The sequence below is a fragment of the Mesorhizobium temperatum genome (assembly GCF_002284575.1).
In the GTDB taxonomy this organism is placed as follows: domain Bacteria; phylum Pseudomonadota; class Alphaproteobacteria; order Rhizobiales; family Rhizobiaceae; genus Mesorhizobium; species Mesorhizobium temperatum.
This window is the reverse complement of record NZ_NPKJ01000004.1, coordinates 54,308-78,761: the sequence shown is the minus strand read 5'-3', so window position 1 is coordinate 78,761 and position 24,454 is coordinate 54,308. Positions and strand designations below refer to the sequence as shown.

General features: G+C 61.3%; 26 protein-coding genes. 20 read left to right on the top strand and 6 right to left on the bottom strand.

Going from position 1 to position 24,454, the window contains the following annotated elements; genetic code table 11:
* Nucleotides 1-5 precede the first annotated feature (5 nt).
* Nucleotides 6-680, bottom strand: coding sequence for an alpha/beta hydrolase (locus CIT26_RS00955; protein ID WP_027154148.1), 675 nt, complete (start codon nt 678-680; stop codon nt 6-8).
* A 240-nt stretch (nt 681-920) separates the two neighbouring features.
* Between CIT26_RS00955 and CIT26_RS00950 the strand changes: the two genes are divergently transcribed.
* The 8 genes from CIT26_RS00950 to sufA all read left to right on the top strand — a co-directional run bounded on the left by CIT26_RS00950 (nt 921) and on the right by sufA (nt 8,603).
* Nucleotides 921-2,084, top strand: coding sequence for a cysteine desulfurase family protein (locus tag CIT26_RS00950; protein ID WP_095490812.1), 1,164 nt, complete (start codon nt 921-923; stop codon nt 2,082-2,084).
* A 187-nt stretch (nt 2,085-2,271) separates the two neighbouring features.
* Nucleotides 2,272-3,789: a Fe-S cluster assembly protein SufB gene (gene sufB, locus CIT26_RS00945; RefSeq protein WP_095490811.1), complete on the top strand. Its 1,518-nt coding sequence runs from the start codon at nt 2,272-2,274 to the stop codon at nt 3,787-3,789.
* 30 nt (nt 3,790-3,819) lie between these two features.
* The gene (gene sufC / locus CIT26_RS00940; RefSeq protein WP_095490810.1) at nt 3,820-4,575 is read left to right on the top strand and encodes a Fe-S cluster assembly ATPase SufC; all 756 of its coding nucleotides are present in this window, start codon (nt 3,820-3,822) and stop codon (nt 4,573-4,575) included.
* A gap of 25 nt (nt 4,576-4,600) precedes the next feature.
* On the top strand, nt 4,601-5,869 hold the full coding sequence (sufD, locus tag CIT26_RS00935) for a Fe-S cluster assembly protein SufD (protein ID WP_095490809.1): 1,269 nt from the start codon (nt 4,601-4,603) through the stop codon (nt 5,867-5,869).
* A gap of 106 nt (nt 5,870-5,975) precedes the next feature.
* On the top strand, nt 5,976-7,217 hold the full coding sequence (locus CIT26_RS00930) for a cysteine desulfurase (protein ID WP_095490808.1): 1,242 nt from the start codon (nt 5,976-5,978) through the stop codon (nt 7,215-7,217).
* 5 nt (nt 7,218-7,222) lie between these two features.
* Nucleotides 7,223-7,615, top strand: coding sequence for an SUF system Fe-S cluster assembly protein (locus CIT26_RS00925; RefSeq protein ID WP_095490845.1), 393 nt, complete (start codon nt 7,223-7,225; stop codon nt 7,613-7,615).
* A gap of 18 nt (nt 7,616-7,633) precedes the next feature.
* Nucleotides 7,634-8,134: a DMP19 family protein gene (locus CIT26_RS00920; protein WP_095490807.1), complete on the top strand. Its 501-nt coding sequence runs from the start codon at nt 7,634-7,636 to the stop codon at nt 8,132-8,134.
* Nucleotides 8,135-8,222: 88 nt separating this feature from the next.
* Nucleotides 8,223-8,603, top strand: a complete 381-nt coding sequence (gene sufA, locus CIT26_RS00915; protein ID WP_095490806.1) for a Fe-S cluster assembly scaffold SufA — start codon at nt 8,223-8,225, stop codon at nt 8,601-8,603.
* 142 nt (nt 8,604-8,745) lie between these two features.
* On the opposite strand, the gene CIT26_RS00910 is transcribed toward sufA, so the two are convergent.
* On the bottom strand, nt 8,746-9,243 hold the full coding sequence (locus CIT26_RS00910) for a GFA family protein (protein WP_095490805.1): 498 nt from the start codon (nt 9,241-9,243) through the stop codon (nt 8,746-8,748).
* A gap of 93 nt (nt 9,244-9,336) precedes the next feature.
* On the opposite strand from CIT26_RS00910, the gene CIT26_RS00905 reads away from it, so the two are divergent.
* Entirely contained in the window at nt 9,337-9,660 is a 324-nt protein-coding gene (locus CIT26_RS00905; protein WP_095490804.1) for a TfoX/Sxy family protein, read from the top strand.
* A gap of 24 nt (nt 9,661-9,684) precedes the next feature.
* Here the strand turns inward: CIT26_RS00905 and CIT26_RS00900 are convergent, their stop codons facing one another.
* Nucleotides 9,685-10,617 (bottom strand): carbohydrate kinase family protein, encoded by a 933-nt coding sequence (locus tag CIT26_RS00900; RefSeq protein WP_095490803.1) that lies wholly within the window; start codon nt 10,615-10,617, stop codon nt 9,685-9,687.
* A 274-nt stretch (nt 10,618-10,891) separates the two neighbouring features.
* On the opposite strand from CIT26_RS00900, the gene recA reads away from it, so the two are divergent.
* The 3 genes from recA to CIT26_RS00885 all read left to right on the top strand — a co-directional run bounded on the left by recA (nt 10,892) and on the right by CIT26_RS00885 (nt 15,733).
* Nucleotides 10,892-11,989, top strand: a complete 1,098-nt coding sequence (gene recA / locus CIT26_RS00895; RefSeq protein WP_008875470.1) for a recombinase RecA — start codon at nt 10,892-10,894, stop codon at nt 11,987-11,989.
* A gap of 253 nt (nt 11,990-12,242) precedes the next feature.
* A complete protein-coding gene (gene alaS, locus CIT26_RS00890) occupies nt 12,243-14,909 on the top strand; it encodes an alanine--tRNA ligase (RefSeq protein WP_095490802.1) in 2,667 nt (888 codons plus the stop codon).
* Between the two features lie 44 nt (nt 14,910-14,953).
* Nucleotides 14,954-15,733, top strand: a complete 780-nt coding sequence (locus CIT26_RS00885; RefSeq protein ID WP_095490801.1) for a PhzF family phenazine biosynthesis protein — start codon at nt 14,954-14,956, stop codon at nt 15,731-15,733.
* A gap of 25 nt (nt 15,734-15,758) precedes the next feature.
* Here CIT26_RS00885 and CIT26_RS00880 read toward each other — a convergent pair whose 3' ends face one another.
* Together CIT26_RS00880 and CIT26_RS00875 are read right to left on the bottom strand one after the other, a co-directional pair.
* Nucleotides 15,759-16,385 (bottom strand): glutathione S-transferase family protein, encoded by a 627-nt coding sequence (locus CIT26_RS00880; RefSeq protein ID WP_095490800.1) that lies wholly within the window; start codon nt 16,383-16,385, stop codon nt 15,759-15,761.
* Nucleotides 16,386-16,398: 13 nt separating this feature from the next.
* Nucleotides 16,399-17,610, bottom strand: a complete 1,212-nt coding sequence (locus CIT26_RS00875) for an NADP-dependent isocitrate dehydrogenase (RefSeq protein ID WP_095490799.1) — start codon at nt 17,608-17,610, stop codon at nt 16,399-16,401.
* Between the two features lie 218 nt (nt 17,611-17,828).
* Between CIT26_RS00875 and CIT26_RS00870 the strand changes: the two genes are divergently transcribed.
* From CIT26_RS00870 to rpsD, 5 genes are all read left to right on the top strand, one after another.
* Nucleotides 17,829-18,674 (top strand): RNA methyltransferase, encoded by an 846-nt coding sequence (locus CIT26_RS00870; protein WP_095490844.1) that lies wholly within the window; start codon nt 17,829-17,831, stop codon nt 18,672-18,674.
* Between the two features lie 74 nt (nt 18,675-18,748).
* Nucleotides 18,749-19,405, top strand: coding sequence for a hypothetical protein (locus tag CIT26_RS00865; RefSeq protein ID WP_095490798.1), 657 nt, complete (start codon nt 18,749-18,751; stop codon nt 19,403-19,405).
* 107 nt (nt 19,406-19,512) lie between these two features.
* The gene (gene murI, locus CIT26_RS00860) at nt 19,513-20,325 is read left to right on the top strand and encodes a glutamate racemase (RefSeq protein WP_095490843.1); all 813 of its coding nucleotides are present in this window, start codon (nt 19,513-19,515) and stop codon (nt 20,323-20,325) included.
* Nucleotides 20,326-20,387: 62 nt separating this feature from the next.
* Nucleotides 20,388-20,576: a DUF3008 family protein gene (locus CIT26_RS00855; protein WP_095490797.1), complete on the top strand. Its 189-nt coding sequence runs from the start codon at nt 20,388-20,390 to the stop codon at nt 20,574-20,576.
* Nucleotides 20,577-20,967: 391 nt separating this feature from the next.
* A complete protein-coding gene (gene rpsD, locus CIT26_RS00850; RefSeq protein ID WP_029353615.1) occupies nt 20,968-21,585 on the top strand; it encodes a 30S ribosomal protein S4 in 618 nt (205 codons plus the stop codon).
* On the opposite strand, the gene CIT26_RS36970 is transcribed toward rpsD, so the two are convergent.
* Nucleotides 21,573-21,806 carry a hypothetical protein gene (locus tag CIT26_RS36970; protein WP_206072701.1) on the bottom strand — a complete coding sequence of 78 codons (234 nt, stop codon included), beginning with the start codon at nt 21,804-21,806 and terminating at the stop codon, nt 21,573-21,575. The genes rpsD and CIT26_RS36970 overlap by 13 nt on opposite strands.
* Nucleotides 21,807-21,824: 18 nt before the next feature.
* On the opposite strand from CIT26_RS36970, the gene CIT26_RS36965 reads away from it, so the two are divergent.
* The 3 genes from CIT26_RS36965 to CIT26_RS00835 all read left to right on the top strand — a co-directional run bounded on the left by CIT26_RS36965 (nt 21,825) and on the right by CIT26_RS00835 (nt 24,439).
* A complete protein-coding gene (locus tag CIT26_RS36965) occupies nt 21,825-22,091 on the top strand; it encodes a sensor histidine kinase (RefSeq protein ID WP_206072700.1) in 267 nt (88 codons plus the stop codon).
* Entirely contained in the window at nt 22,084-22,386 is a 303-nt protein-coding gene (locus tag CIT26_RS00840) for a response regulator (protein WP_245318943.1), read from the top strand. Before CIT26_RS36965 ends, CIT26_RS00840 begins: the two co-directional genes overlap by 8 nt.
* 1,192 nt (nt 22,387-23,578) lie before the next feature.
* On the top strand, nt 23,579-24,439 hold the full coding sequence (locus tag CIT26_RS00835) for an alpha/beta hydrolase (protein WP_095490796.1): 861 nt from the start codon (nt 23,579-23,581) through the stop codon (nt 24,437-24,439).
* Nucleotides 24,440-24,454 lie beyond the last annotated feature (15 nt).

The window sequence follows — 24,454 nt, the reverse complement described above, 5'->3', positions numbered from 1 at the left end:
CGCTGTTATCGCAACCGTTTCGGCCGCGGGTCGGACAATTCACCAGCCAGCCGGCGATCGAGATAGTCCGCGCATTCCTGGAGCAGGAGATCCGCGTCGTTGGAGAAGAAATGGTTGGCCCCGGGCAACGTCTTCTGGGTGATGGTGATGCCCTTTTGCGTGTGCAATTTGTCGACCAACCCCTGCACGTCCTTTGGCGGCGCGACCTTGTCGGCGTCGCCATGGATGATGAGGCCGGACGACGGGCAGGGCGCCAGGAACGAGAAATCATAGGTGTTGGGCTGCGGCGCGATCGAGATGAAGCCTTCGATCTCCGGCCGGCGCATCAGAAGCTGCATGCCGATCCACGAGCCGAACGAATAGCCGGCGACCCAGCAGCTCTTGGAATCCGGATGCAGCGACTGCACCCAGTCAAGTGCCGCGGCCGCATCCGACAATTCGCCGGTGCCGTGGTCGAATTCGCCCTGGCTGCGGCCGATGCCGCGGAAATTGAAGCGAAGCGTGGTGAAATCCCGCTTCTGGAACATGTAGAAGAGGTCGTAGACGATCTTGTTGTTCATCGTGCCGCCGAACTGGGGGTGCGGGTGCAGGATGATGGCAATCGGCGCGCTCTTTTCCTTGGAAGGCTGGTAGCGACCCTCCAGGCGGCCGGCCGGACCGGTGAAAATGACCTCAGGCATAAAATACTCCACATGGCATAAGAATGCGCGGCGCCCGGAACAACTCTTCCTCTGGCCTTGACGCAGGGCGAGCGTCTTTCTAGAAGCTAGTTTAGAATTGTTCAAAACTGGGTGGCCAAACGTAATGGCTCGGCTACCCACGCCGCACGCCGCGTAAATAGGACGTCTTGCCTTGCAATTTCAAGGAAATAACGCGCTATCCTCGCGGAACGGCTTTTAACAGGACCAGTTGAAGCGAAAATGGCCGGACCACGCGCCTATCTCGACTACAATGCCAGCGCGCCGCTGCTTGCCCCGGCGCGCGCGGCAATGATTGCCGCGCTCGATGCCGCCGGCAACCCGTCGTCGGTCCATGCCGAGGGTCGCGCCGCACGGCGGCTGATCGAGAATGCAAGGCGCGATGTGGCGGCGCTGGTCAACGCCAGCGCCGAGCATGTCGTGTTCACCTCTGGTGCGACGGAAGCCGCCTCGACGCTGCTGACGCCGGATTGGCAGATGGGGCGCGGCACTGTCCGCATGAGCCGGCTCTATGTCTGCGAAGCCGATCATCCTTGTGTGCTGAACGGCGGGCGATTTCCGGCAGCCCAGGTGAAACGCATCGGCGTCGACGCCGACGGCATAGTCCGGCTGGACGCGTTGGCGGCGGCACTTGGCCGTCATGACAAGGCAGACGGTCTGCCGCTGGTGGCGATCCATGCCGCCAATAACGAGACCGGCGTCATCCAGCCGGTCGACCGCATCGCCGAAATCGTTAAGGCGGCGGGCGGCATCCTGGTCGTCGACGCCGTGCAGGCGGCCGGTCGCGTTCCGCTCGATATGTCAGTGGGTTACGCCGATTACTTGATTCTGTCTTCGCACAAGATCGGCGGTCCCAAGGGCGTGGGCGCCATCGTCGCCGCCTCGGACCTGATGATGCCAAGGCCCTTGATCGCCGGCGGTGGCCAGGAAAAGGGTCATCGTGGCGGCACCGAAAACCTGGCCGCGATCGCTGGTTTTGGCGCGGCGGCGCGGGAGGCCCTGATCGGATTGAAGAGCATCGATGCGGTCGGTAGCCGCCGCGACGAGATCGAGGCCATCGTGAAAACGCTGGTGCCGGATGCGGAAATCTTCGGAACCGGGGCGCCGAGGCTTGCCAATACGACATTCTTCGCTATTGCGGACATCAAGGCCGAGACGGCGCAGATCGCCTTCGATCTCGCCGGCGTGGCGCTGTCGGCCGGTTCTGCCTGTTCGTCGGGCAAGGTCGGCCCGAGCCATGTCCTGAAAGCCATGGGATACAATGACAGCCTTGGCGCTTTGCGTGTGTCCATCGGCCACGCAACGAGCGCCGAGGATATCGAACTGTTCCGTGCTGCGCTGACAGATATTGCCTCGCGCCGCGGGGGCAGGGAAAAAGCTGCCTGAGTGCGGCAGAATGATGCAGGCCTTCCGGCCTGGTAGAGCCGTGCGTTTCATGGTGGCCGGGTGAATTTCCGGCAGGAACGCACTATATGGAACTTACGCCGCCTCGGTTGCCCCACGGGTGCTCGTTTCGCGGTGCCATAGTTTGAAAACTGTCGGGCCTTGACCCCGGCGTGGATGGAGAACGCATATGCCTGCTGTGCAGGACACGATCGATCGGGTCCGAAAGATCGACGTCGACCAATACAAATACGGATTCCAGACCGAAATCGCGATGGACAAGGCCCCAAAGGGCCTTAGCGAAGACATTATCCGCTTCATTTCGGCGAAGAAGGACGAACCGTCCTGGATGCTGGAATGGCGTCTGGGAGCCTATCGGCGTTGGGTGACGCTGGACGAGCCGAAGTGGGCGCGCGTCCATTATCCGAAGATCGATTTCCAGGACCTCCACTATTACGCGGCGCCCAAGAGCACGCCGGGACCGACATCGCTGAGCGACGTCGATCCCGAGCTGTTGAGGGTCTACGAAAAGCTCGGTATCCCGCTGAAGGAACAGGAAATTCTTGCTGGCGTGCAGAAAACCGATGTGTCGGAATTCGAGGAAGCCAGCGACAATGTCTACAAGTCGGGCCGCGTCGCCGTCGACGCCGTGTTCGATTCCGTATCCGTCGTCACCACCTTCAAAAAGGAGCTGGCGCAGGCCGGCGTCATCTTCTGCTCGATCTCGGAAGCGATCCGCGAGCACCCGGAACTGGTGAAGAAATATCTCGGTTCGGTCGTGCCGACCTCCGACAATTTCTACGCGACGCTGAATTCGGCGGTGTTCACCGACGGTTCCTTCGTTTTCGTGCCCAAGGGCGTGCGCTGCCCGATGGAACTGTCGACCTATTTCCGCATGAACGAGAAGAACACCGGCCAGTTCGAGCGCACGCTGATCATCGCCGAGGAGGGGGCTTACGTCTCCTATCTCGAAGGCTGCACGGCGCCGCAGCGCGACGAGAATCAGCTTCACGCAGCGGTGGTCGAACTGATCGCGCTCGACGACGCCGAGATCAAATACTCGACGGTGCAGAACTGGTACCCCGGCGACGCCGAGGGCAAGGGCGGCATCTACAATTTCGTCACCAAGCGTGGCGACTGCCGCGGCGACCGTTCGAAGATCTCGTGGACGCAGGTCGAAACCGGCTCGGCGATTACGTGGAAATATCCGAGCTGCATCCTGCGCGGCGACGATTCCAGCGGCGAATTCTATTCGATCGCCGTGTCGAACGGCTACCAGCAGGTCGACAGCGGCACCAAGATGATCCATCTCGGCAAGAACACGTCGAGCCGCATCATCTCCAAGGGCATCGCCGCCGGTTTCTCGCAGAACACCTATCGCGGCCAGGTATCGGCGCACCGCAAGGCGACCAACGCCCGTAACTTCACCAACTGTGACTCGCTGCTGATCGGCGACCAGTGCGGCGCGCACACCGTGCCCTACATGGAAGCCAAGAACGCGACGGCACAGTTCGAGCATGAGGCGACGACGTCGAAAATCTCCGAGGACCAGAAGTTCTACGTCATGCAGCGTGGTATCCCCGAAGAAGAGGCGATCGCACTGATCGTCAACGGCTTCGTCAAGGACGTCATCCAGCAACTGCCGATGGAGTTCGCAGTCGAGGCGCAGAAGCTGATTGGGATCAGCCTCGAGGGCTCGGTCGGCTGACCGGACAGAAAATTTTCAGGAAAAGAAAAAATGCTTGAGATCAAGAACCTTCATGCCCGCATCGTCGATGACGGCACCGAGATCATCCGCGGCCTGAACCTGACAGTCAGAGCCGGCGAGGTCGCCGCCATTATGGGTCCCAACGGCTCGGGAAAATCGACGCTGTCCTACATCCTCGCCGGGCGCGAGGATTATGAAGTCACAGAAGGCGACATTCTCTACAACGGCGAATCGATCCTCGAAATGGACCCGGCCGAGCGCGCCACATCAGGCATTTTTCTCGCCTTCCAGTATCCGATGGAGATACCGGGCGTGGCGACGATGGAATTCCTGAAAGTGGCGATGAACGAGCAGCGCAAGGCGCGCGGCGAGGAGCCGCTGAAGATCCCGGAATTCCTGAAGCGGGTGAAGGACGCCGCCGCCTCGCTCAACATGGACATGGCGATGCTGAAGCGGCCGCTCAACGTCGGTTTTTCCGGCGGCGAGAAGAAGCGCGCCGAGATCCTGCAGATGAAGCTTCTGGAGCCAAAACTCTGTGTGCTCGACGAGACCGATTCAGGCCTCGACATCGACGCGCTGAAGATCGTCGCGGACGGCGTCAACGCGCTGCGCTCGCCAGACCGCGCCATCGTCGTCATCACCCACTACCAGCGCCTGCTCCAATACATCGTGCCTGATACGGTGCACGTTCTCTACAGGGGCCAGGTGATCAAATCGGGCGACAAGTCGCTGGCGCTCGACCTCGAAGCCAATGGCTATGCCGGCGTGATCGGCCAAGCCGCGTGAGATGCCAGAAGGCAGAGCGAAACTGATGAATATACACACGATACCCCAGCGAACGCCGGCCGAAACGGCGCTGATCGACGCCTTCAGCGACCGGCTGTCGCTGCTGCCCGGCGACGGCAAGGTGATGCTGAAGCGCGACGACGCCATCGAGGCGATCAAGAGCGGCCTGCCGACGCGGCGCATCGAATCCTGGCACTACACCGATCTGCGCCGCCTGCTGACTTCGGTGCCGGACTTCGATCCCGCAGCCGCCCCGAAAGCCATTGCGCCTGTTGTCGAAGGGTCCGCCGTTCTGCCAGTGCTGAACGGCGTATCGAGCGCGAAACTGCCTGATATCGAAGGCATTGCCGTGCAGCGCCTGTCGGAGAAACTGACCGACGGCAGCATCGCGCCAGGCCTCGATCCCTACGGCGCCGACGACGCTATCGGCGCGCTGAACACCGCTTTCGTTGCCGACGGCTATTTTGTCGACATCGCCGACGGCACCGAACTGGACAAGCCGATCGAACTGCAGAACCTGCAATCCGGCGGGCAGACGCATGTGCGCCTGGGCGTCCGTGTCGGCGCCGGCGCCAAGGCTGTCATCGTCGAGCGCCAGACGGGCGAGGGCGCCGCACTCGTCAGCTCGGTTAGCCAGCTTCTGCTTGACGAGGGCGCCGACGTGACGTGGCTGATCGTGCAGGAGCAGCCGGATACGGCGACGCATCTTGCCCAGTTCAAGGCGCATCTCGGCAAGGATTCCAAGCTGACGCTGTTCGTGATGAATGCCGGCGGCAAGCTGGTGCGCCAGGAGATCGTGGTCAAGACCACCGGCGAAGGCGCCGATTTCACGCTGCGCGGCATCAACCTGCTTGCCGGCGACACCCATACCGACGTGACCATGGTGCTTGACCATACCGTGCCGCACACGGCTTCGACGGAGGTGATCCGCAACGTGGTGACCGGAAGAGCGCGCGGCGTCTTCCAGGGGCGCATCAACGTCCACCAATATGCGCAGAAGACCAACGCCAAGATGGCCTGCAACACGCTGCTTCTGTCGGATGACGGCGAGTTCTCGACCAAGCCTGAGCTCGAAATTTTCGCCGACGACGTCGTCTGCGGCCATGGCGCGACCGTCACCGAGATCGACCACGACCATCTATTCTATCTGATGGCACGCGGCATCGACGAGAAGACCGCGCGCGGGTTTCTGGTCAAGGCTTTCGTCGCCGAAGTGATCGAGGAACTGGACGACGAAGCGATCGTCGAGGCACTGGAAGCAAGGCTCGACGACTGGTTCGTGGCGCACGGGTAACGCGCCCGACCTTCTCCCCTTGTGGGAGAAGGTGGATTGGCGCGAAGCGCCAAGACGGATGAGGGGTGTTGGAACGAACGCGGCGTAGAGCGGCAAGGACTTCGAAATGGACCAGAAAGTCGAAAACATCCCCTATGACGTCGAGGCGATCCGCCGCGTCTTCCCGATCCTGTCGCGGGAAGTCTACGGCAAACCGCTGGTCTATCTCGACAACGGCGCCTCGGCGCAGAAGCCGCAGGTCGTGCTCGACGCCATCCAGCACGCTTATTCCCAGGAATACGCCAACGTTCATCGCGGGCTGCATTTCCTGTCGAATGCGGCGACCGACGCCTTTGAGAACGCGCGGAAAATAGTGCAAAGATTTCTGAACGCGCCTGATACCGACAACATCGTCTTCACCTCGAACACGACCGCGGCGATCAACACCGTCGCCTATGGCTTCGGCATGCCCAATATCGGCGAGGGCGATGAAATAGTCCTGTCGATCATGGAGCACCATTCCAACATCGTGCCGTGGCATTTCATCCGCGAGCGGCAGGGCGCCAGGCTGGTCTGGGTACCGGTCGACGATCTCGGCGTCTTCCATATCGAGGAGTTCGAGAAGCGGCTGACCGATCGCACAAAACTGGTCGCCATCACGCATATGTCGAATGCGCTGGGCACGGTGACGCCGATCAAGGAGATCGTCCGCATCGCGCATGCGCGCGGCATTCCGGTGCTGGTCGACGGCAGCCAGAGCGCCGTGCACATGCCGATCGACGTGCAGGACCTCGACTGCGATTTCTTCGTCTTCACCGGCCACAAGGTCTATGGGCCCTCGGGCATCGGAGTGCTCTATGGCAAGAAGGATATGCTGGAGCGCATGCGCCCGTTCATGGGCGGCGGCGAGATGATCGAGGAGGTGACGCAAGACTTCGTCACCTACAACGATCCGCCGCACCGCTTTGAGGCCGGCACGCCGCCGATCGTTCAGGCGATCGGGCTGGGTGCTGCTCTCGAATACATGGAAAAGATCGGCCGCGAGCGCATTGCCGCCCACGAAGCCGATCTGAAGGATTATGCCCATCAGCGGCTGCGGACCATCAATTCGCTGCGCATCTTCGGCGACGCGCCGGATAAGGGCGCCATCATCTCCTTCGAACTTCAGGGCATTCATGCCCACGACGTGTCGATGGTGATCGATAGGCAAGGCGTTGCTGTCCGCGCGGGCACCCACTGCGCCCAGCCGCTGTTGAAACGTTTTGGCGTAACCTCCACATGCAGGGCATCGTTCGGCATGTATAATACCAGGGCCGAAGTCGACGCTTTGGCCGATGCGCTCGAAAAGGCGCGAAAGTTTTTCGGGTGACGATCATGGATGATGTAGGCCGCACCGCTGAGACCACTTCGGAGACGACTGCCAACGGTCTGGTTTCCGCCTCGGCCATTCCCGCCGACGAGCTGGCGCGGCTGACCGACGACATCGTCTCGGCGCTAAAGACGGTCTACGATCCGGAAATCCCGGCCGACATCTACGAGCTCGGCCTGATCTACAAGATCGACATCGAGGACGACCGCTCGGTCAAGATCGACATGACGCTGACCGCGCCGGGCTGCCCGGTGGCCGGCGAAATGCCCGGCTGGGTGGAAAATGCCGTCGGCGCTGTCGAAGGCGTTTCCGGCGTCGAGGTCAACATGACCTTCGATCCACCCTGGTCGCCCGACCGCATGTCGGAAGAGGCGCAGGTGGCGGTGGGCTGGTATTGATCCTCAGGGCGAATTTTGATGTCTGATGATGCTTTGCCGATCGAACTGCTCAATAGTGACATTCCGCCTTCGGCGAGAGTCGTAGAGCTTTGGGGCGACCCAGTTCTGGAAGTGCTGGACGAACCGTCTGAATATCACGCTGTTATTTCTGCGATGCCTGTGGCGATCAAGAATGTCATATGCGTAGAGTTGCTGCATTGGCAGGTCCTCAATGGCGGGTTTCGCCAGTATTTTTATAACTCTTATGGGATAACAGCTGAAGGGGCCGTCCAAGGTTTGTCTGCGATGGGCTTGGAAAAGCATGCGGAGTTAACGCGCCAAGCCTGCGTTTTACTGGGGAAGGACTTCCCCGAAGGCCGGGCAACAAGAATGGAGCTCGTGGGTGAGATCGGCAGTGCTTGTATAGATTTTGATGCCTTGGATGACGCTTTCTATGCGTTGGAGGAACATAACCAAAATTCACTGGTTGCCGCGCTGGACGCATACGCGACAGCCGCGTTGAAGGGGCAATGGCAATAAAACCCCTTGCGATAAGGTGCCGTTGTAACCATTTTGAGCTATGAAACATTCCGCAGGCCTTGAACCTGCGTGAACGCGGAGAAAGAGAATGGGACGCTTCGCCGTCATCACGATGACCGAAAAGGCTGCCGACCGGGTTCGCGAGATCGTCGCCACCCGAGAGAATGCGCATGGCATTCGCCTTGGCATCAAGAAGGGCGGCTGCGCCGGCATGGAATATACGGTCGATCTGGTGACCGAACCCAATACCAAGGACGATCATATCGAGCGCGACGGCGCCCATGTCTATGTCGCGCCCGAAGCAGCGCTTTTCCTGTTCGGCACCGAGATGGATTTCGAGCAGACGACGCTGCGCACCGGCTTTACCTTCCGCAACCCGAACCAGAGCTCGGCCTGCGGCTGCGGCGAATCGGTTGAGCTCAAGCCGGCCGATCTGAAGGCCTTGGCCGAGGCGCGCACATCGGCCTGATCTTCCCTTCTCCCCGTTTACGGGGAGAAGGTGGCCCGAAGGGCCGGATGAGGGGCAGAGCCGGCCTCTGTGATGTTTGCGCCGCCCCTCATCTGCCTGCCGGCATCTTCTCCCCGTAAACGGCGTAAACGGAGAGAAGGACCTAATCCACCCACATTCCCGTCCGCTTGTGCCAGTCTGCGATCGATTCCTCGGGATAGACATCGAAGGTCTTGTCTTTCTTGCCGATTTTGGGCTCGACCCAGTTCGCCTTGTATTTCAGCATGAGATGCACCTTTTCATGCGGTTTCGGCAGGTCTGTGTCGATCGCCGAGGCGAAGGGATGGACCAGCTCAGGCCAGGTCGGGTCGTAGAGCCACAGTGCCGATCCGCATTTCCGGCAAAAATTCCGCTCGCCTGACGAGATCTCGCATTGCGGATGCTCGTCGTCCTCGATCTCGGCTTGGTAGACGCCAAGATTGCGCTTGCCCTTGATTTTCATCGTGTCGAAATCGGCGCCGAGATTGATGGCGAAGCCACCGCCGCCCTGCTGCTTGCGGCAGATCGAGCAGTAGCAGAGCATGAACGGCACCGGCGTGTGGCTTTCCACCTCGAAGCGGACGGCATTGCACCGGCAGGACCCTTTGAGCAGAAGCGGCATGAAAAAAAACTCCGACGAAATTGTTTTTCAACTTGTCAGGATGGTGCCGGTTGCGGCGATGACAAGGGGAAATCCGGGTGACATGATCGCGGCATGGACAATGAACGCATTGCCGAACTTTTCGAAGGCCTCGGCCCGGTCAGCATTCGCAAGATGTTCGGTGGCAAGGGCATCTATTTTGACGGCGTTATCATCGCCATCGTGGTGCGTGGCGAATTGATGCTGAAGGCCGACGCGGAAAGCGCGCCCGAATTCGAGGCGGCCGGCTGTCGGCAATGGACCTATACGGGGTCGCGGCACGGCAAGCTGGTGTCGATGCCGTACTGGAGCGTTCCCGACAGCGCGTTCGAAGATCCGGATGAGATGGCGGTCTGGGCACGCCGGGCCTATGAAGCGGGGCTGCGGGCCGGCAAGTAGGCTGCCTCTCCGCTGGTCACCACCTCAGGCCAATTCCCGCGCCTCGGGCACAAGGGCCAGCGCCTCGGCAAGGGTTGCCGCCGTAAAGGCCGGCACAAGCTCGGCACTTTCGATCGCAAGCATTGCCGCGGCAACGCCTTCACGCAGCGCCGCACGTAGCGTCAGGCCGCGCAGCAGAGCGGCGACCATTGCGCCTGCCAGCACATCGGCGGCTACGTCCGCGACCTTTCTTGGCGGCAGGATCGAGAAGGCGCCGGCCGCGTCGAAACCCAGCACCGGACCGTCATCCGCCGTCACCACGCCGCCTTTGAGGCCCGCCCGCCTCAGGCCGTCTGTGATATCGTGCTCCGCAGCATCGATACCGACATCGGCGAGTGCGATGGCCTCGCGCCGGTCCACGAAGACCATCGCCAGGCTGCCGAGCACCGGCGCGAGCCGCACCGCCTTGTCTGGTGAAGCGGCGAGGGCGAAGACTGGCTTGCCGGCGGCAAGCGCCACCAGCCGCTCCAGCGCCGTCGACGGCAGGTTGGCGTCGCACAGGACCGCATCGGCGGTGCTGATCGCCTCGCGCACCTTGGCACGGCGGATCTGCTTGGGAAGCGCCAGGTCGTAGAGCGCCATGTCGGCAAGGCCGGCGATCAGCGCGCCGTCGCCGTCGATCAACACCGTGTTGCTCGGCGTCGTGCGATCGAGGAACACCACGGACAGATCGGCAATGCCGGCCGCAGCAATGGCGCGCGAGACCGTATCGGCCAGAACATCACCGCCGCGCACCGAAAGCAGCGAACCGGAGACGCCGCACCGCACGGCGCAGCGCAGCGCGTTGAAAACGCCGCCGCCGACTTCCTCGCGCATCGTGCCGGGATTCGACGCTGCCGGCACAAAGGCGCCCGAAACCTGGCCGCGCCGGTCTATATAGGCGCCGCCTACGGCCAGGATTGTCGGCGACTTCATCATGCCGGCGAGGAGACCTTTGCTGTTGCCGGGTGGAGACTAGGTTGTCCCGCGGAACCCGGCAACCGGAGGCGCGATTCGGAAGATGGCAGCACGATCCTGCGGGGGAAGCCGGATACATCCGGGGGTGAAAGCACGAAACAAAAAAAGAACAAATACGGATATTCTTTGTTTTTCAATTGTTTGTCTCCCCTTGCCAGACGAGAACAAACAAGGTACAAATTAATAAGGATTACGGATTGTCCGGCCTTCATTGACGACCAAGGGGTGATGTATCATGGCTCAGAATTCTTTGCGGCTTGTAGAGGACAAAGCAGTGGATAAATCAAAGGCTCTGGATGCGGCGCTGTCGCAAATCGAGCGTGCCTTCGGCAAGGGCTCGATCATGCGGCTAGGCGCAAACGAGCAGGTCGTCGAGATCGAAACGGTGCCGACCGGTTCGCTTGGCCTCGACATCGCGCTTGGCGTCGGCGGCCTGCCGCGCGGCCGCATCGTCGAGATCTACGGGCCGGAAAGCTCGGGCAAGACGACGCTGGCGCTGCACACGGTGGCCGAGGCCCAGAAGAAGGGCGGCATCTGCGCCTTCGTCGATGCTGAGCACGCGCTCGATCCGGTCTATGCCCGCAAGCTCGGCGTCGATCTCGAAAACCTGCTGATTTCGCAGCCCGACACCGGCGAGCAGGCGCTGGAGATCTGCGATACGCTGGTGCGTTCCGGCGCCATCGACGTGCTGGTGGTCGATTCGGTCGCGGCGCTGACGCCGCGCGCCGAAATCGAGGGCGAAATGGGCGATTCGCTGCCCGGCCTGCAGGCCCGCCTGATGAGCCAGGCGCTGCGCAAGCTGACCGCCTCGATCTCGCGCTCCAACACCATGGTCATCTTCATCAACCAGATCCGCATGAAGATCGGTGTCATGTTCGGTTCGCCCGAGACCACGACCGGCGGCAACGCGCTGAAATTCTACGCTTCGGTGCGCCTCGACATTCGCCGCATCGGCTCGGTCAAGGACCGCGACGAGGTCGTCGGCAACCAGACCCGCGTCAAGGTGGTCAAGAACAAGCTGGCGCCGCCCTTCAAGGTGGTCGAATTCGACATCATGTACGGCGAGGGCGTGTCCAAGACCGGCGAGTTGGTCGACCTCGGCGTCAAGGCCGGCGTGGTCGAGAAGTCGGGCGCCTGGTTCTCCTATAATTCGCAGCGTCTCGGCCAGGGCCGCGAGAACGCAAAACTGTTCCTGCGCGACAATCCCGACACGGCGCGCGAGATCGAGCTGGCGCTGAGGCAGAATGCCGGGTTGATCGCCGAGAAATTCCTCGAGAACGGTGGGTCCGAAGGCGGAGACGATGGTTTCGAGGACGAAGCGGGCGCGATGTAGGATGCAGGCTGTGCCAGCCAGAATACCCGTTTGAGTTCGCGTCCCGAATTGAGTTGGTATATCGATGTATTTATGCCGCCGGCCTTGGGCCGGCGGTTTGCGTTTTTTGGCTGTGTCTCTGGCCATCCTGAACAGCTGGAAAGGCTACGATTTGGAGCAATTTCGTGTTTCTGGACAGGGTGCGGCGCGACCGTTAAAAGGCCATGTCTGTTTTCCGCCGGCAATCGGCGGTTCTCTCGAAAAGGCAGTATTCATGAGTGGCGTCAACGAGATCAGGTCGGCATTTCTCGACTATTTCCGCAAAGAGGGTCACGAGGTCGTGGCGTCGAGCCCCCTGGTGCCGCGCAACGACCCAACGCTGATGTTCACCAACGCCGGCATGGTGCAGTTCAAGAACGTCTTCACCGGGTTTGAAACCCGTCCCTATTCGCGCGCCACGACCTCGCAGAAATGCGTGCGCGCCGGCGGCAAGCACAACGACCTCGACAATGTCGGCTACACTGCCCGTCACCACACTTTCTTCGAGATGCTCGGCAATTTCTCCTTCGGCGATTATTTCAAGGAGCGCGCTATCGAGCTCGCCTGGAACCTGATCACCCGCGAGTTCGGCATCGCCAAGGATAGGCTTCTGGTGACCGTCTACCATACCGACGACGCGGCCGCGGGCTTCTGGAAGAAGATCGCCGGGCTGCCGGAGGACAGGATCATCCGCATCGCCACCAGCGACAATTTCTGGGCGATGGGCGATACCGGTCCCTGCGGTCCGTGTTCGGAAATCTTCTACGACCATGGCGCCGACATTCCAGGCGGCCCGCCCGGCAGCCCGGATGAGGACGGCGACCGTTTCATCGAGATCTGGAACCTCGTCTTCATGCAGTTCGAGCAGGTGACGAAGGCGGAGCGGATCGAACTGCCGCGCCCGTCTATCGATACCGGCATGGGTTTGGAACGCATTGCCGCCGTCCTGCAGGGCGAGCACGACAATTACGACATCGACCTGTTCAAGGCGCTGATCCGCGCCTCGGAAGAGGCGACCGGCGTCAAGGCGGAAGGCAAGAACCGGGCAAGCCACCGCGTCATTGCCGATCATCTGCGCGCATCGAGCTTCCTTATCGCTGATGGCGTGCTGCCGTCGAACGAAGGCCGCGGCTACGTGCTGCGTCGCATCATGCGCCGCGCCATGCGCCATGCGCAGCTTTTGGGTGCCCGTGATCCGTTGATGTGGCGGCTGGTGCCGGCGCTGGTGCGCGAGATGGGCCAGGCCTATCCCGAACTGGTGCGCGGCCAGCCGCTGATATCAGAGACGCTGAAGCTCGAGGAAACCCGCTTCCGCAAGACGCTGGCGCGCGGCCTCGGCCTGCTCGCCGACGCGACCGAGACGCTGGGCAGCGGCGACCGGCTCGACGGCGAGACGGCGTTCAAGCTCTACGACACCTACGGCTTCCCGCTCGACCTCACCCAGGACGCCCTGCGTGCGCGCGGCGTTTCGGTCGACCTCGACGGCTTCAATGCTGCGATGGAGCGCCAGAAGGCCGAGGCGCGCAAGAGCTGGGCCGGCTCCGGCGACGCGGCTACCGAGACCGTCTGGTTCGCGGTGCGCGAAAAGGCGGGCGCGACCGAGTTCCTGGGCTACGACACCGAGCAAGCGGAAGGCATCGTTCAGGCGCTGGTCAGGGACGGCTCCGCGGTAGAGAGCGCCGTTGCCGGCGAAACCGTCGGCGTGGTGGTCAACCAGACGCCGTTCTATGGCGAGTCCGGCGGCCAGATGGGCGACACCGGCGTGATTTCGGGCGAAGGCTTTGCCGTCGACGTCACCGACACGCAGAAGAAGGGTGACGGTCTGGTCGTGCATTTCGGCAAGGTCACCAGGGGCACCGTCAGGACGGGTGAAGCGGTCGAGCTTAAGGTCGACCATTTCAGGCGCACGCGGCTGCGCTCCAACCACTCGGCGACCCACCTTGTCCACGAGGCGCTGCGCGAGGTGCTCGGCACCCATGTCTCGCAAAAGGGCTCGCTGGTCGCGCCGGAACGGCTGCGCTTCGACTTTTCCCACCCGAAACCCATCTCGGCGGAAGAGCTGGAACGCGTCGAGGCGATGGCCAACGAGATCGTCGTGCAGAACAGCCCGGTGACGACGCGGCTGATGAGCGTCGACGACGCGATCGCCGAGGGCGCCATGGCGCTGTTCGGCGAGAAATATGGCGACGAGGTCCGCGTCGTCTCGATGGGCACCGGGGTCACCGGCGACAAGGCCGGCAAGCCCTATTCGGTCGAGCTGTGCGGCGGCACCCATGTCGGCGCCACCGGCGATATCGGCCTGGTCCGGCTGGTGTCGGAGGGCGCCGTCGCCGCCGGCGTGCGCCGCATCGAGGCGCTGACCGGAGAGGCGGCCAGAAAGCATCTCGACGAGCAGGACAAGCGGTTGAAAGCGGTCGCCGCCACGCTCAAGATTTCGCCGGCCGACGTGCCGGCCCGCGTCGAGGTGCTGCTCGACGAGCGCAAGAAGTTTGAGAAGGAGCTGACCGAGGCACGCAAGAAGCTGGCGCTCGGCGATCGCTCGCCAGCCGGCGTGCCTGCCGAGAACGAGACCATTGCCGGTGTCGGCTTCCTCGGCAAGGCGGTATCGGGTGTCGCGCCAAAGGACTTGAAGCCGTTGGCCGATGCCGGCAAGAAGTCGCTCGGCTCCGGCGTCGTCGTCTTCGTTGGCGCCGGCGAGGACAACAAGGCAAGCGTCGTGGTCGGGGTCACCGACGACCTGACCGGCCGCTTCAGCGCCGTCGATCTTGTGCGTGTGGCGTCCGCGGCATTGGGCGGGCAGGGCGGCGGCGGTCGGCCTGATATGGCCCAGGCCGGCGGCCCGGATGCCTCGAAAGCCGAGAATGCGATCGCTGCGGTGAAAGCGGCTCTGGAAGCTGCGTAAGGCGAAGCCGAAGTGGCAGCGGGGATGATGTGGCAACGTTGACCATGTATCAAGTCGACGCCTTTGCCGAACGGGCTTTCCAAGGCAACCCTGCTGCCGTTCTCGTTTTGGAGGACTGGCTATCGCACGATGTGATGCAGGCCATCGCAAACGAGAACAATCTTGCTGAAACCGCGTTTGCGCGGCCGAATGGCGAAGGTTGGGATTTGCGCTGGTTCACGCCGGTTCATGAAGTTGACTTCTGTGGCCATGCTACTCTTGCGACCGCCCATGTGTTGGCTGCGGAACACAATGTGCCTGGCGACATGGTCTTTGCCACGCGGGTGGGTGAGCTACGGGTTTCCCAACGGGAAGGTGCCTACCAGCTCGATCTGCCGTGTTTTCCGCCGCAGCCGCTCGGCGGGGAGTTAACGCTGGCGCTGCAAGAGATATTTCCCCGGCGTCCGGTTTCGAGCTTCCGCAATTTCGAAAACCTGTTTGTCGAGCTTTCCGACGAGGCATCGGTACGGTCATTCGTTCCCGATCTGCTTAGGATAAGAACCCTTCATCCTCTTGGCCTGGTCATTACCGCGCCCGGGCGAGCCCATGATTTCGTCTCGCGTTATTTCGTGCCCGGAGCGGGCATTCCCGAGGATCCGGTGACTGGCTCCACTCATGCGACGCTGGTGCCTTACTGGTCTGAAAAACTAGGCAAGTCGCATCTGTCGGCGTTCCAATGCTCGCAGCGCGGCGGACATTTGCTGTGTGACCTGGCTGGAGATCGCGTGCTGATCATGGGTCGTGCGAAGACTTTTATGAAGGCGGAAATCTACCTTCCCGAATGAGCAGCTATTCGGAGGCCGCTTCGCCTCACTCTGCCTTTTCAGTGCGGGCAAAACTCAGGCGCTCGGCCATGCGAGCCCACCAAGCCTGGATGTCGGCGAACTCGGCCAGCAGGTTTTGTCCGTCGGCCACCTTGACGAAATAGCCGATGATAGATGCTGCATGCAGGTCGGCCAGCGTAAGCTGGTTTCCCATCAGCCATGGCCCGGGAGCTTTCAGCGAAGAAAGCGCCCGCAGCGCCATGGTCGCCCGCCGAAGCCCGTCGGCAATCAGCGTTTCGTCGGGCGCTTCTTTCTCCAGCCGCTCGACAGCGACATCCCAGACCATGGCCCGATAGGCATAGGCGTCGAGCATGCCGATGATCTGGTTCATAGTTGCGCGAGGCCGGGCTTCGACCGGTTGCAACCTCGGTCCGTCGAAAGCCTCGTCGACATAGCAGGCAATCGCGCTGGTCTCGAAGAGGCGAAAGCCGTCGTGCTCGAAGGCCGGGATGCGGCCGAACGGATGATGGTCGAAATACCAGCCCGGAATGCCGTCCGCCGCAAAGATGTCGACCGGCACAAGTTGGTAGTCGATGCCCTTTTCCTCGAGCACGAGGCGGACGATGCGCACATAAACGCTGTAGTCCGCGCCATAGACGACGGGTTTGCCCATGACGCTCGTCTGGTCAGGCCATCGCCTTCTGTAGATTCTCGTCGATCTTGTCGAGGAAGCCGGTGGTCGAAAGCCATGGCTGGTCGGGACCGATCAGCAGCGACAGATCCTTTGTCATGAAGCCGGCCTCGACAGTCTGGATGCAGACTTTTTCCAGCGTCTCGGCAAAACGCTTCAGCTCGGCATTGTCGTCGAGCTTGGCGCGATGGGTGAGGCCGCGCGTCCAGGCGAAGATAGAGGCGATCGAGTTGGTCGAGGTTTCCTCGCCCTTCTGATGCTGGCGATAGTGACGGGTGACGGTGCCATGTGCGGCCTCCGCCTCCACCGTCTTGCCGTCCGGGGTCATCAGTACCGAGGTCATCAGGCCGAGCGACCCAAAACCTTGCGCCACCGTATCCGACTGCACGTCGCCATCATAGTTCTTGCAGGCCCAGACATAGCCGCCCGACCATTTCAGGCTGGAGGCGACCATGTCGTCGATCAGCCGGTGCTCGTACCAGAGCTTGTTCGCCTTGAATTCGGCTTCGAACTCGGCCTCGTAGATTTCCTGGAAAATGTCCTTGAAGCGGCCGTCATAAGCCTTGAGGATGGTGTTCTTGGTCGAGAGGTAAACGGGGTAGTTGCGCAGCAGCCCGTAATTCAGCGAGGCGCGGGCGAATTCACGGATCGACTCGTCGAGATTGTACATGGCCATGGCGACGCCGGCGGCCGGCGCATCGAACACGTCATGCTCGATCACCTTGCCATCCTCGCCGACGAATTTGATCGTCAGCTTGCCTTTGCCGGGAAAGCGGAAGTCGGTGGCGCGGTACTGATCGCCGAAAGCGTGACGGCCGACGATGATCGGCTTGGTCCAGCCGGGCACCAGCCGCGGCACGTTCTTCATGATGATCGGCTCGCGAAAGATGGTGCCGCCGAGAATATTGCGGATGGTGCCGTTCGGCGACTTCCACATCTTCTTCAGCCCGAATTCCTCGACGCGCTGCTCGTCGGGCGTGATCGTCGCGCATTTCACGCCGACGCCATGTTTCTTGATGGCATTGGCCGAATCGATGGTCACCTGGTCGTTGGTGGCGTCGCGGTGCTCGACGCCGAGGTCGTAATATTCAAGCTCGAGGTCGAGATAGGGGTGGATCAGCTTGTCCTTGATGAACTGCCAGATGATGCGGGTCATCTCGTCGCCGTCGAGTTCGACGACCGGGTTCGCCACCTTGATCTTCGCCATGGAAAGAATGCCTCATTGTTGGGGATCGGGACGGCCTTGCCCGCATGGCTTTGGCCGGGGATGCGGCCCGTATATCAAAGCATTTTTGGCCGCGCAAACGGCGATCCGCGCTGGCGGGCTCGACCGTGGCATTTGGCCGTTCCTTGCGAAAGCTTCATTTTCGCAGCCGGATATGGCAGGGGACGCTGAAATGCCGCAAACAGCAGTTCATTGAGATCATGCAAGCCAGCAACGACATCCTCCCTGCCGCAGGTCCGGCGATCATCCTGGTCGAGCCGCAGCTCGGCGAGAATATCGGCATGGTCGCGCGCGCCATGGCGAACTTCGGCCTTGCCGAACTACGCCTCGTCAATCCGCGCGACGGCTGGCCGAGCGAAAAGGCGCGCGCTGCCGCGAGCCGCGCCGATCATGTCATCGATGCCGTTAGAGTGTTTGACGATCTTGCCTCGGCGGTCGCCGACCTGAACTTCGTCTTCGCCACCACGGCGCGCGCGCGCGATAATTTCAAGCCGGTGCGCGGACCGGTCGAGGCGGGCAGGGCGCTGAGGGGGCGCCAGCGAGCCGGGCAGAAAACCGGGATCCTGTTCGGCCGCGAACGGTTCGGGCTCTACAATGACGAGGTCGGACTGGCCGACGAGATCGTCACCTTCCCCGTCGATCCCGCCTTCTCCTCGCTCAACATCGCCCAGGCGGCCCTGCTGATGTCCTATGAATGGATGAAGTCGGGCTTGGAAGATGAAACGGAAACCAATTTTTCCAGCCCTGACATGATGCCGGCAACCAAGGAACAATTGCACGGCCTGTTCGCGTATCTGGAAGGCGCGCTCGAAGCGCGCGGCTATTTCCGCCCGGCGCCGAAGAAGCCGAAGATGGTCGACAATCTGCGCGCGGTGCTGACGCGCGCCGGCTTCGCCGAGCCGGAGCTTAAGGTGCTGCGCGGTATAATATCATCGCTGGACCGGTTCTCGCCGGCCATGCCGCGCGGTGACGGATCGCCGGGCGATGATCCAAGGCGGCTTCCGGCGGCTGCGGCACGGGCCCGCAAGGCGAAAGGCAAAGACTAGGACCGATCGTCGTGAGAACGGCTGCGTCACCAGTAACTGAATGTTATTTGGTGTGATCCATTGTCCTGCAAACGATGGATCCTTGGATGTTTACCTCAAATATCGGTCGCCTTCGCTTCTTCTTCTATTCCGCGGCGCTGCTGGTGGCGGAAGTCGTGGTAATTGTGTTGTGCATCGCATGGACCATCGGCTTCGAGGGGTTGGCCAATTCGAAACCTGGTCCTTCCAGGGAAGGGCTGGCCGCGGCCGTTCTCGTCGCTTCGCTGGTGATCGTGCTGTTCCGCGCGAATTTCGCCCGGCGTCGAAGCCGCGACGCGCTAGGATCCAAATGGATCCTTTGGTCGTACATTGTGTTCTCGACCCTGTTTGCGATTCTGCAGGCCGGCACTGTTCTTGTCGTGAAATTCGACGGCGAAGATTCGCATCCCGGCCTTAACCTGCTGGGACTCGCTCTCGTCGGGCTCTGGGCGGTCATCTTGGTAGCCAAGCCGGCGGGTGGCAGCTCTGCGGATATGGCGTCTTCCCTGAGTTTCGATGATCTCGACCCTCCCAGGCCGTTGCGCGGCGGCCGGGCGCCCCATTCAGAGTCGGCCGCCGGCGTGACGGCCCAGGCGCCGGCTTACGCCATGCGCGCCGCACCGGCGCCGTCGAACCACCCTGCATCTCAACCTGCGTCTCTGCCAAACGGCCGGCCGCGGTCCGGCGGCTTCGGCAGGCGGGGCCTTGTGTGATCATCTCGCCGCATCAAGGCCATGATGGTTGCAGATAGAACGGTCCCAGATAAACGCATTGGCCTAAGCCTGGGCCAGCCTTCTCTCCCCTTTCCTGACCGATGGCAATGACCGATCCCTCAGACGCTCGCCCGATCCTGATGTTCGATTCCGGCATCGGCGGCCTGACGGTGCTGCGCGAAGCGCGCGTGCTGATGCCCGACCGCCGCTTCGTCTATGTCGCCGACGACGCGGCTTTTCCTTATGGCGCTTGGGAGGAACCGGCACTGAGGGCACATATACTGGAGCTGTTCGGCAAGCTGCTCGACCGTTTTTCGCCGGCCATTTCGGTCATCGCCTGCAACACCGCCTCGACGCTGGTCATCGATGCATTGCGCGAGAGATTTCCCGGCCATCCTTTCGTCGGCACGGTGCCGGCGATCAAGCCGGCGGCGGAACGCACGCGCTCCGGGCTGGTTTCGGTGCTCGCGACGCCCGGCACCGTCAAGCGCCAGTATACGCGCGACCTGATCAGCAGATGGGCTCAGAAATGCCATGTCCGCCTGGTTGGCAGCGACAATCTGGCGGGACTGGCCGAGGTCTATATGCGTGAGGGCTTTGTCGACGAAGAGGCCGTGCGCACCGAGATCGCGCCGTGCTTCATCGAACATGATGCGCTGCGGACCGATATCGTCGTGCTTGCCTGCACCCATTATCCCTTTCTGGCCAACCGCATGCGCAAGACGGCACCTTGGCCGGTCGATTGGCTCGACCCCGCCGAGGCGATCGCGCGACGGGCGCTCTCGCTGCTAGTGGAGACCGAGCCCAGGAATCGCGGCGAGGCGCTGCTGGAAGGCGCCGATCTTGCTGTCTTCACCTCGAAGAGAGTTGATTTCCCGACTCGCCGCCTGATGCAGGGGTTTGGGCTGGGGATTTCCTGATATCTGGGAACATCACCCGGACCGGTGCGTTTTTCCATCATTGCAAGACGGGAGAAACGATCATGCCAGCCACATCAAAGGCCCAGCAGAAAGCCGCCGGCGCGGCATTGTCCGCCAAGCGTGGCGAGACCAAGAAGAGCGAGCTCAAAGGCCCTTCGAAGGGAATGTACAAATCCATGAGCGAAAAGCAGCTCGAGGAATTCGCCGAGACCAAGCGTAAGGGCCTGCCCGAGAAGAAATCGAAACACTAGCCCGCCGCGCGTCTGACTGGGCGCACCCGCAGGGCGGTCGTTTCCGATTCCATAGTTGGATAGCCGCGGTCCAGCACAGACCGCGGCTGAACCGTGGCCGTATCCGCTCGCCATCGCCGACGCCAGCCGCAAGCTTGACACCGGTTAAATCTCCGTTTAATCAGCCCACCAACACCGGGCCGCAACGTCCGGTGGTTTCTTTATGTGCGCAAGACGTTTGGGAAGCGCTCTATTCTTCCTCAGCTCTTGCCTAGAATGACGTGTCCCGTGGGTTTTCCGCCGCGTTGCGTGGGAAAACCCTGTCAGGTCTCGAAAACGGGGGCCAGAGGAGGGCGCGTTTCCTTCACCCGGACCATGAGGTTCCGGGTCTGTTGTTTTGAAAGGGAATGCGATGAGCAAGCGCGAATCCGCGAAATACAAGATCGACCGCCGTCTCGGCGAAAACATCTGGGGCCGCCCGAAATCCCCGGTCAACAAGCGCGAATACGGTCCCGGCCAGCACGGCCAGCGCCGCAAGGGCAAGCTTTCCGATTTCGGCCTGCAGCTGCGTGCCAAGCAGAAGCTGAAGGGTCACTACGGCGACGTTTCGGAAAAGCAGTTCCGCAAGGTCTATGAAGAGGCGGACCGCCGCAAGGGCGACACCTCGGAGAACCTGATCGGCCTGCTCGAATCGCGTCTCGACGCGGTCGTCTACCGCGCCAAGTTCGTGCCGACCATTTTTGCCGCTCGCCAGTTCGTCAATCACGGCCACATCAATGTCAACGGCAAGCGCGTCAACATCGGCTCATACCGCTGCAAGCCGGGCGACGTCATCGAAGTGCGCGAAAAATCGAAGCAGCTGGTGATTGTCCTGGAATCGGTAGGCTTGGCCGAGCGCGACGTGCCTGACTACATCGAGGTCGATCATAACAAGATGACCGCGACCTTCGGGCGCATCCCCGGCCTGTCAGATGTTCCCTTCGCCGTGCAGATGGAACCGAACCTGGTCGTGGAATTCTATTCGCGCTGATCGAACGCGCCGTCTGCGACAGCATCGAGGCCGCCCATCGAGGCGGCCTTTTCATTGTCCGGTTTTTGTTCGCCCAGGGAAGATGCGGGACTGCTCGATCGGATCAATGCGGCTTTGGAGCCGTTCGGTGTTGCAAATGGAGGGTCAGAGCACTTTGTCATCACGGGCAGGAACATCCGCGTCTCCCCAAAGTCGCCCTTGCGCTCGGCATCGCGTTCCACGAACTCGCGACCAATACCGTGAAGTACGGCGCGTTTTCCAACAAGGCCGGGTCAGTCCTGATCTCATGGATGATTGAGCCGTCGTCCGAGGGCAACAGGCTTCTCCTGCGCTGGCAGGAGAAAGATGGCCCGCCTGTGACGCGACCGTCCCGGAAAGGGTTCGGGTCGCGGGTGATCGAGCGCGGTCTGCCTCACGAACTGGAAGGCACGGTGCATCTCGACTATCGGGCGGACGGCCTGATTTGCACGGTCAAGTTCATGCACCGCAAGGCTCGTGATGGATAAATTGCTTTCCGGTCGTCGAGTCCTCGTTGTCGAGGATGAAATGCTGGTCCTCATAATGATAGAAGACATGCTGGCCGACCTCGGATGCGAGTCCGTGACTGCTGCAGCCACCGTCAATCAGGCCCTCGCGGTGATTGATGCGCAGATCTTTGATGTTGCTATGCTGGATATGAATCTGAATGGCTGTAACAGCTATGCCGTGGCTGAAGCGCTCGGCACGCGCGGCGTTCCGTCTCGAGAGATTGTTCCAAGGAGGAAACAAAAGCCTGCGCCTCTGGCGGAGGACGCGGGCTGATCGGGCGGAGTGCGGGTGACGTTTAGTACCAGCGTCCACGGCCGTAGAAGCCGCCACCGCCTAGCAGAATAACAATAAGAACTATGACCAGAATTGTGGTGATATCCATATGCGCCTCCTATGAGCGCGCCCGGCCATGTTTAGCCGTGCGCCGCTCTTGCCCTGATAACTGTGTGACTTGTGCCTGCCGTAAAGCGAGCGGTCTAACGCAAGCCGAAAAAGCTGAGTATCGCTATTACGATAACTACGGCTCCGACCACCCAAATAATGTTGTTCATAACGGCTCCCTTTTATCTAGAGCTGCCATAGCGAAAACTCTTGTCATTAAGTACAAACGACTGTGCGGCGTTCTTGTTCCAACACGCTGGATTTATAATTCGGCTGGCTGAATACCGCCAGCCGTCATGGCGGAGGACGCGGCCCTCGGGTGTACGTCTCGATTCATATCCTGCCGATCCAAAGCCAGAGAAGACGACGATAGCTGATTGGTCAGGACGCGCTAGGCTCTCAGGTATTTCGATAGAGGCCAGGATGGGACGGCGCAGCCCAAGGGACGTTCAAAGGGCCTTCATATCCGCAGCGATGGAGGCAGACGCTTTGATGCCAGCTTCCTGAAGAACTGAACCGTTTGCCTCAACTCCTTGGCCTAATGTCGACCTTGGCGCGAGCTTGCAATAATCCTGCTCAAGTCAAAGCTTGCCTGGTCCAACGCTCCAAAGCACCTCAACAGCAGGGCGGACGGGATAGCCTCTGACAGCGGACGACCTTTCGCGAGAGCCCTGACTTTGCTTCGATGCTTGGTAATTATAGTCGTGCATGACCCTCGCGAAGAAAGCGGTGATGATTTCGGACTGTACCTGATTGAGCTCATTTTTTTCTGTCGCTCTGGCTCGGCTTTGGCGTATCCGCCCGCCCAGCTCGGTACGTCAACCATCGGTAGCGGTAGAAGGTTCCGGAACAAATCTTGGGTTGCACCGTCAGACCAGCCATACTTGTAGTTGAGGGTGCTATGCGCGATGACCAGTCCGACGTCCGGTGGTCATTGAAACAGGCAAAGCGGTCGCTTGCTGACCGTTGCAGGCCCATGCAGGCAGCCTGGCTCATGGTCGACACACCGCCCGATGAACAGCGCAGACCTGAAGCCTGACGCCGGATGTGGAACCTCCGACCACAGCCAAGGTTTAGCAACTTGATGTTCGAAGGTTTTCAGCTTGAGAGAATCCAGCTGCCCGAGGCGACGCTTCGGGTTAGGCACGGTGGTTCAGGACCACCGATCCTGCTTCTGCATGGCCACCCTCGTACACATGCCACCTGGCACCGTGTCGCGCCGCTTCTCGCCGAAAACCATACGGTGGTTTGTCCTGATCTCCGCGGTTTCGGGCAGTCTTCGATTCCAGAGGACACCCACGATCATGCAGGTTCATCCAAGCGCGCGAAAGCGAGAGACTGTGTCGCGCTCATGCGCCATCTGGGTTTTGACCGCTTTGCCGTCGCTGGGCACGATCGCGGAAGCTATACCGCTTTCCGGACGGCGATGGATCATCCGTCCGCAGTTACGCATCTCATCGTTCTGGATGGTGTTCCCATCCTGGAAGCACTGGAACGATGCGACGCCCGCTTCGCTACCGAGTGGTGGCACTGGTTCTTCTTTGCACAGCCCGACAAGCCGGAACAGGCGATCATGGCCAACCCGCAAGCCTGGTACGGCGGCTCCGCTGATCAGATGGGCGCGGAGGCGTTTGCGGACTACAAAGCGGCAATTCTCGACGTTCGTGTCATCCATGGGATGATCGAGGACTATAGGGCAGGTCTTTCACTCGACCATCTGCACGACGCAGATGACCAAAAGGCCGGCCGGCGGGTCCAATGTCCCACCATGGTTCTATGGTCGATGCGCGATGATCTGGAACGGCTTTATGGCGATATTCTCGGCGTATGGCGCCCGTGGACGACAAGCTTGCAGGGGAAAGGCATTGCCTGTGGGCACCATATGGCTGAAGAGGCGCCAGAGGCGCTCGCGGCAGAAATCCTGGCCTTCTTGCGTTCCATTTAGAGCGTAAACCCATAA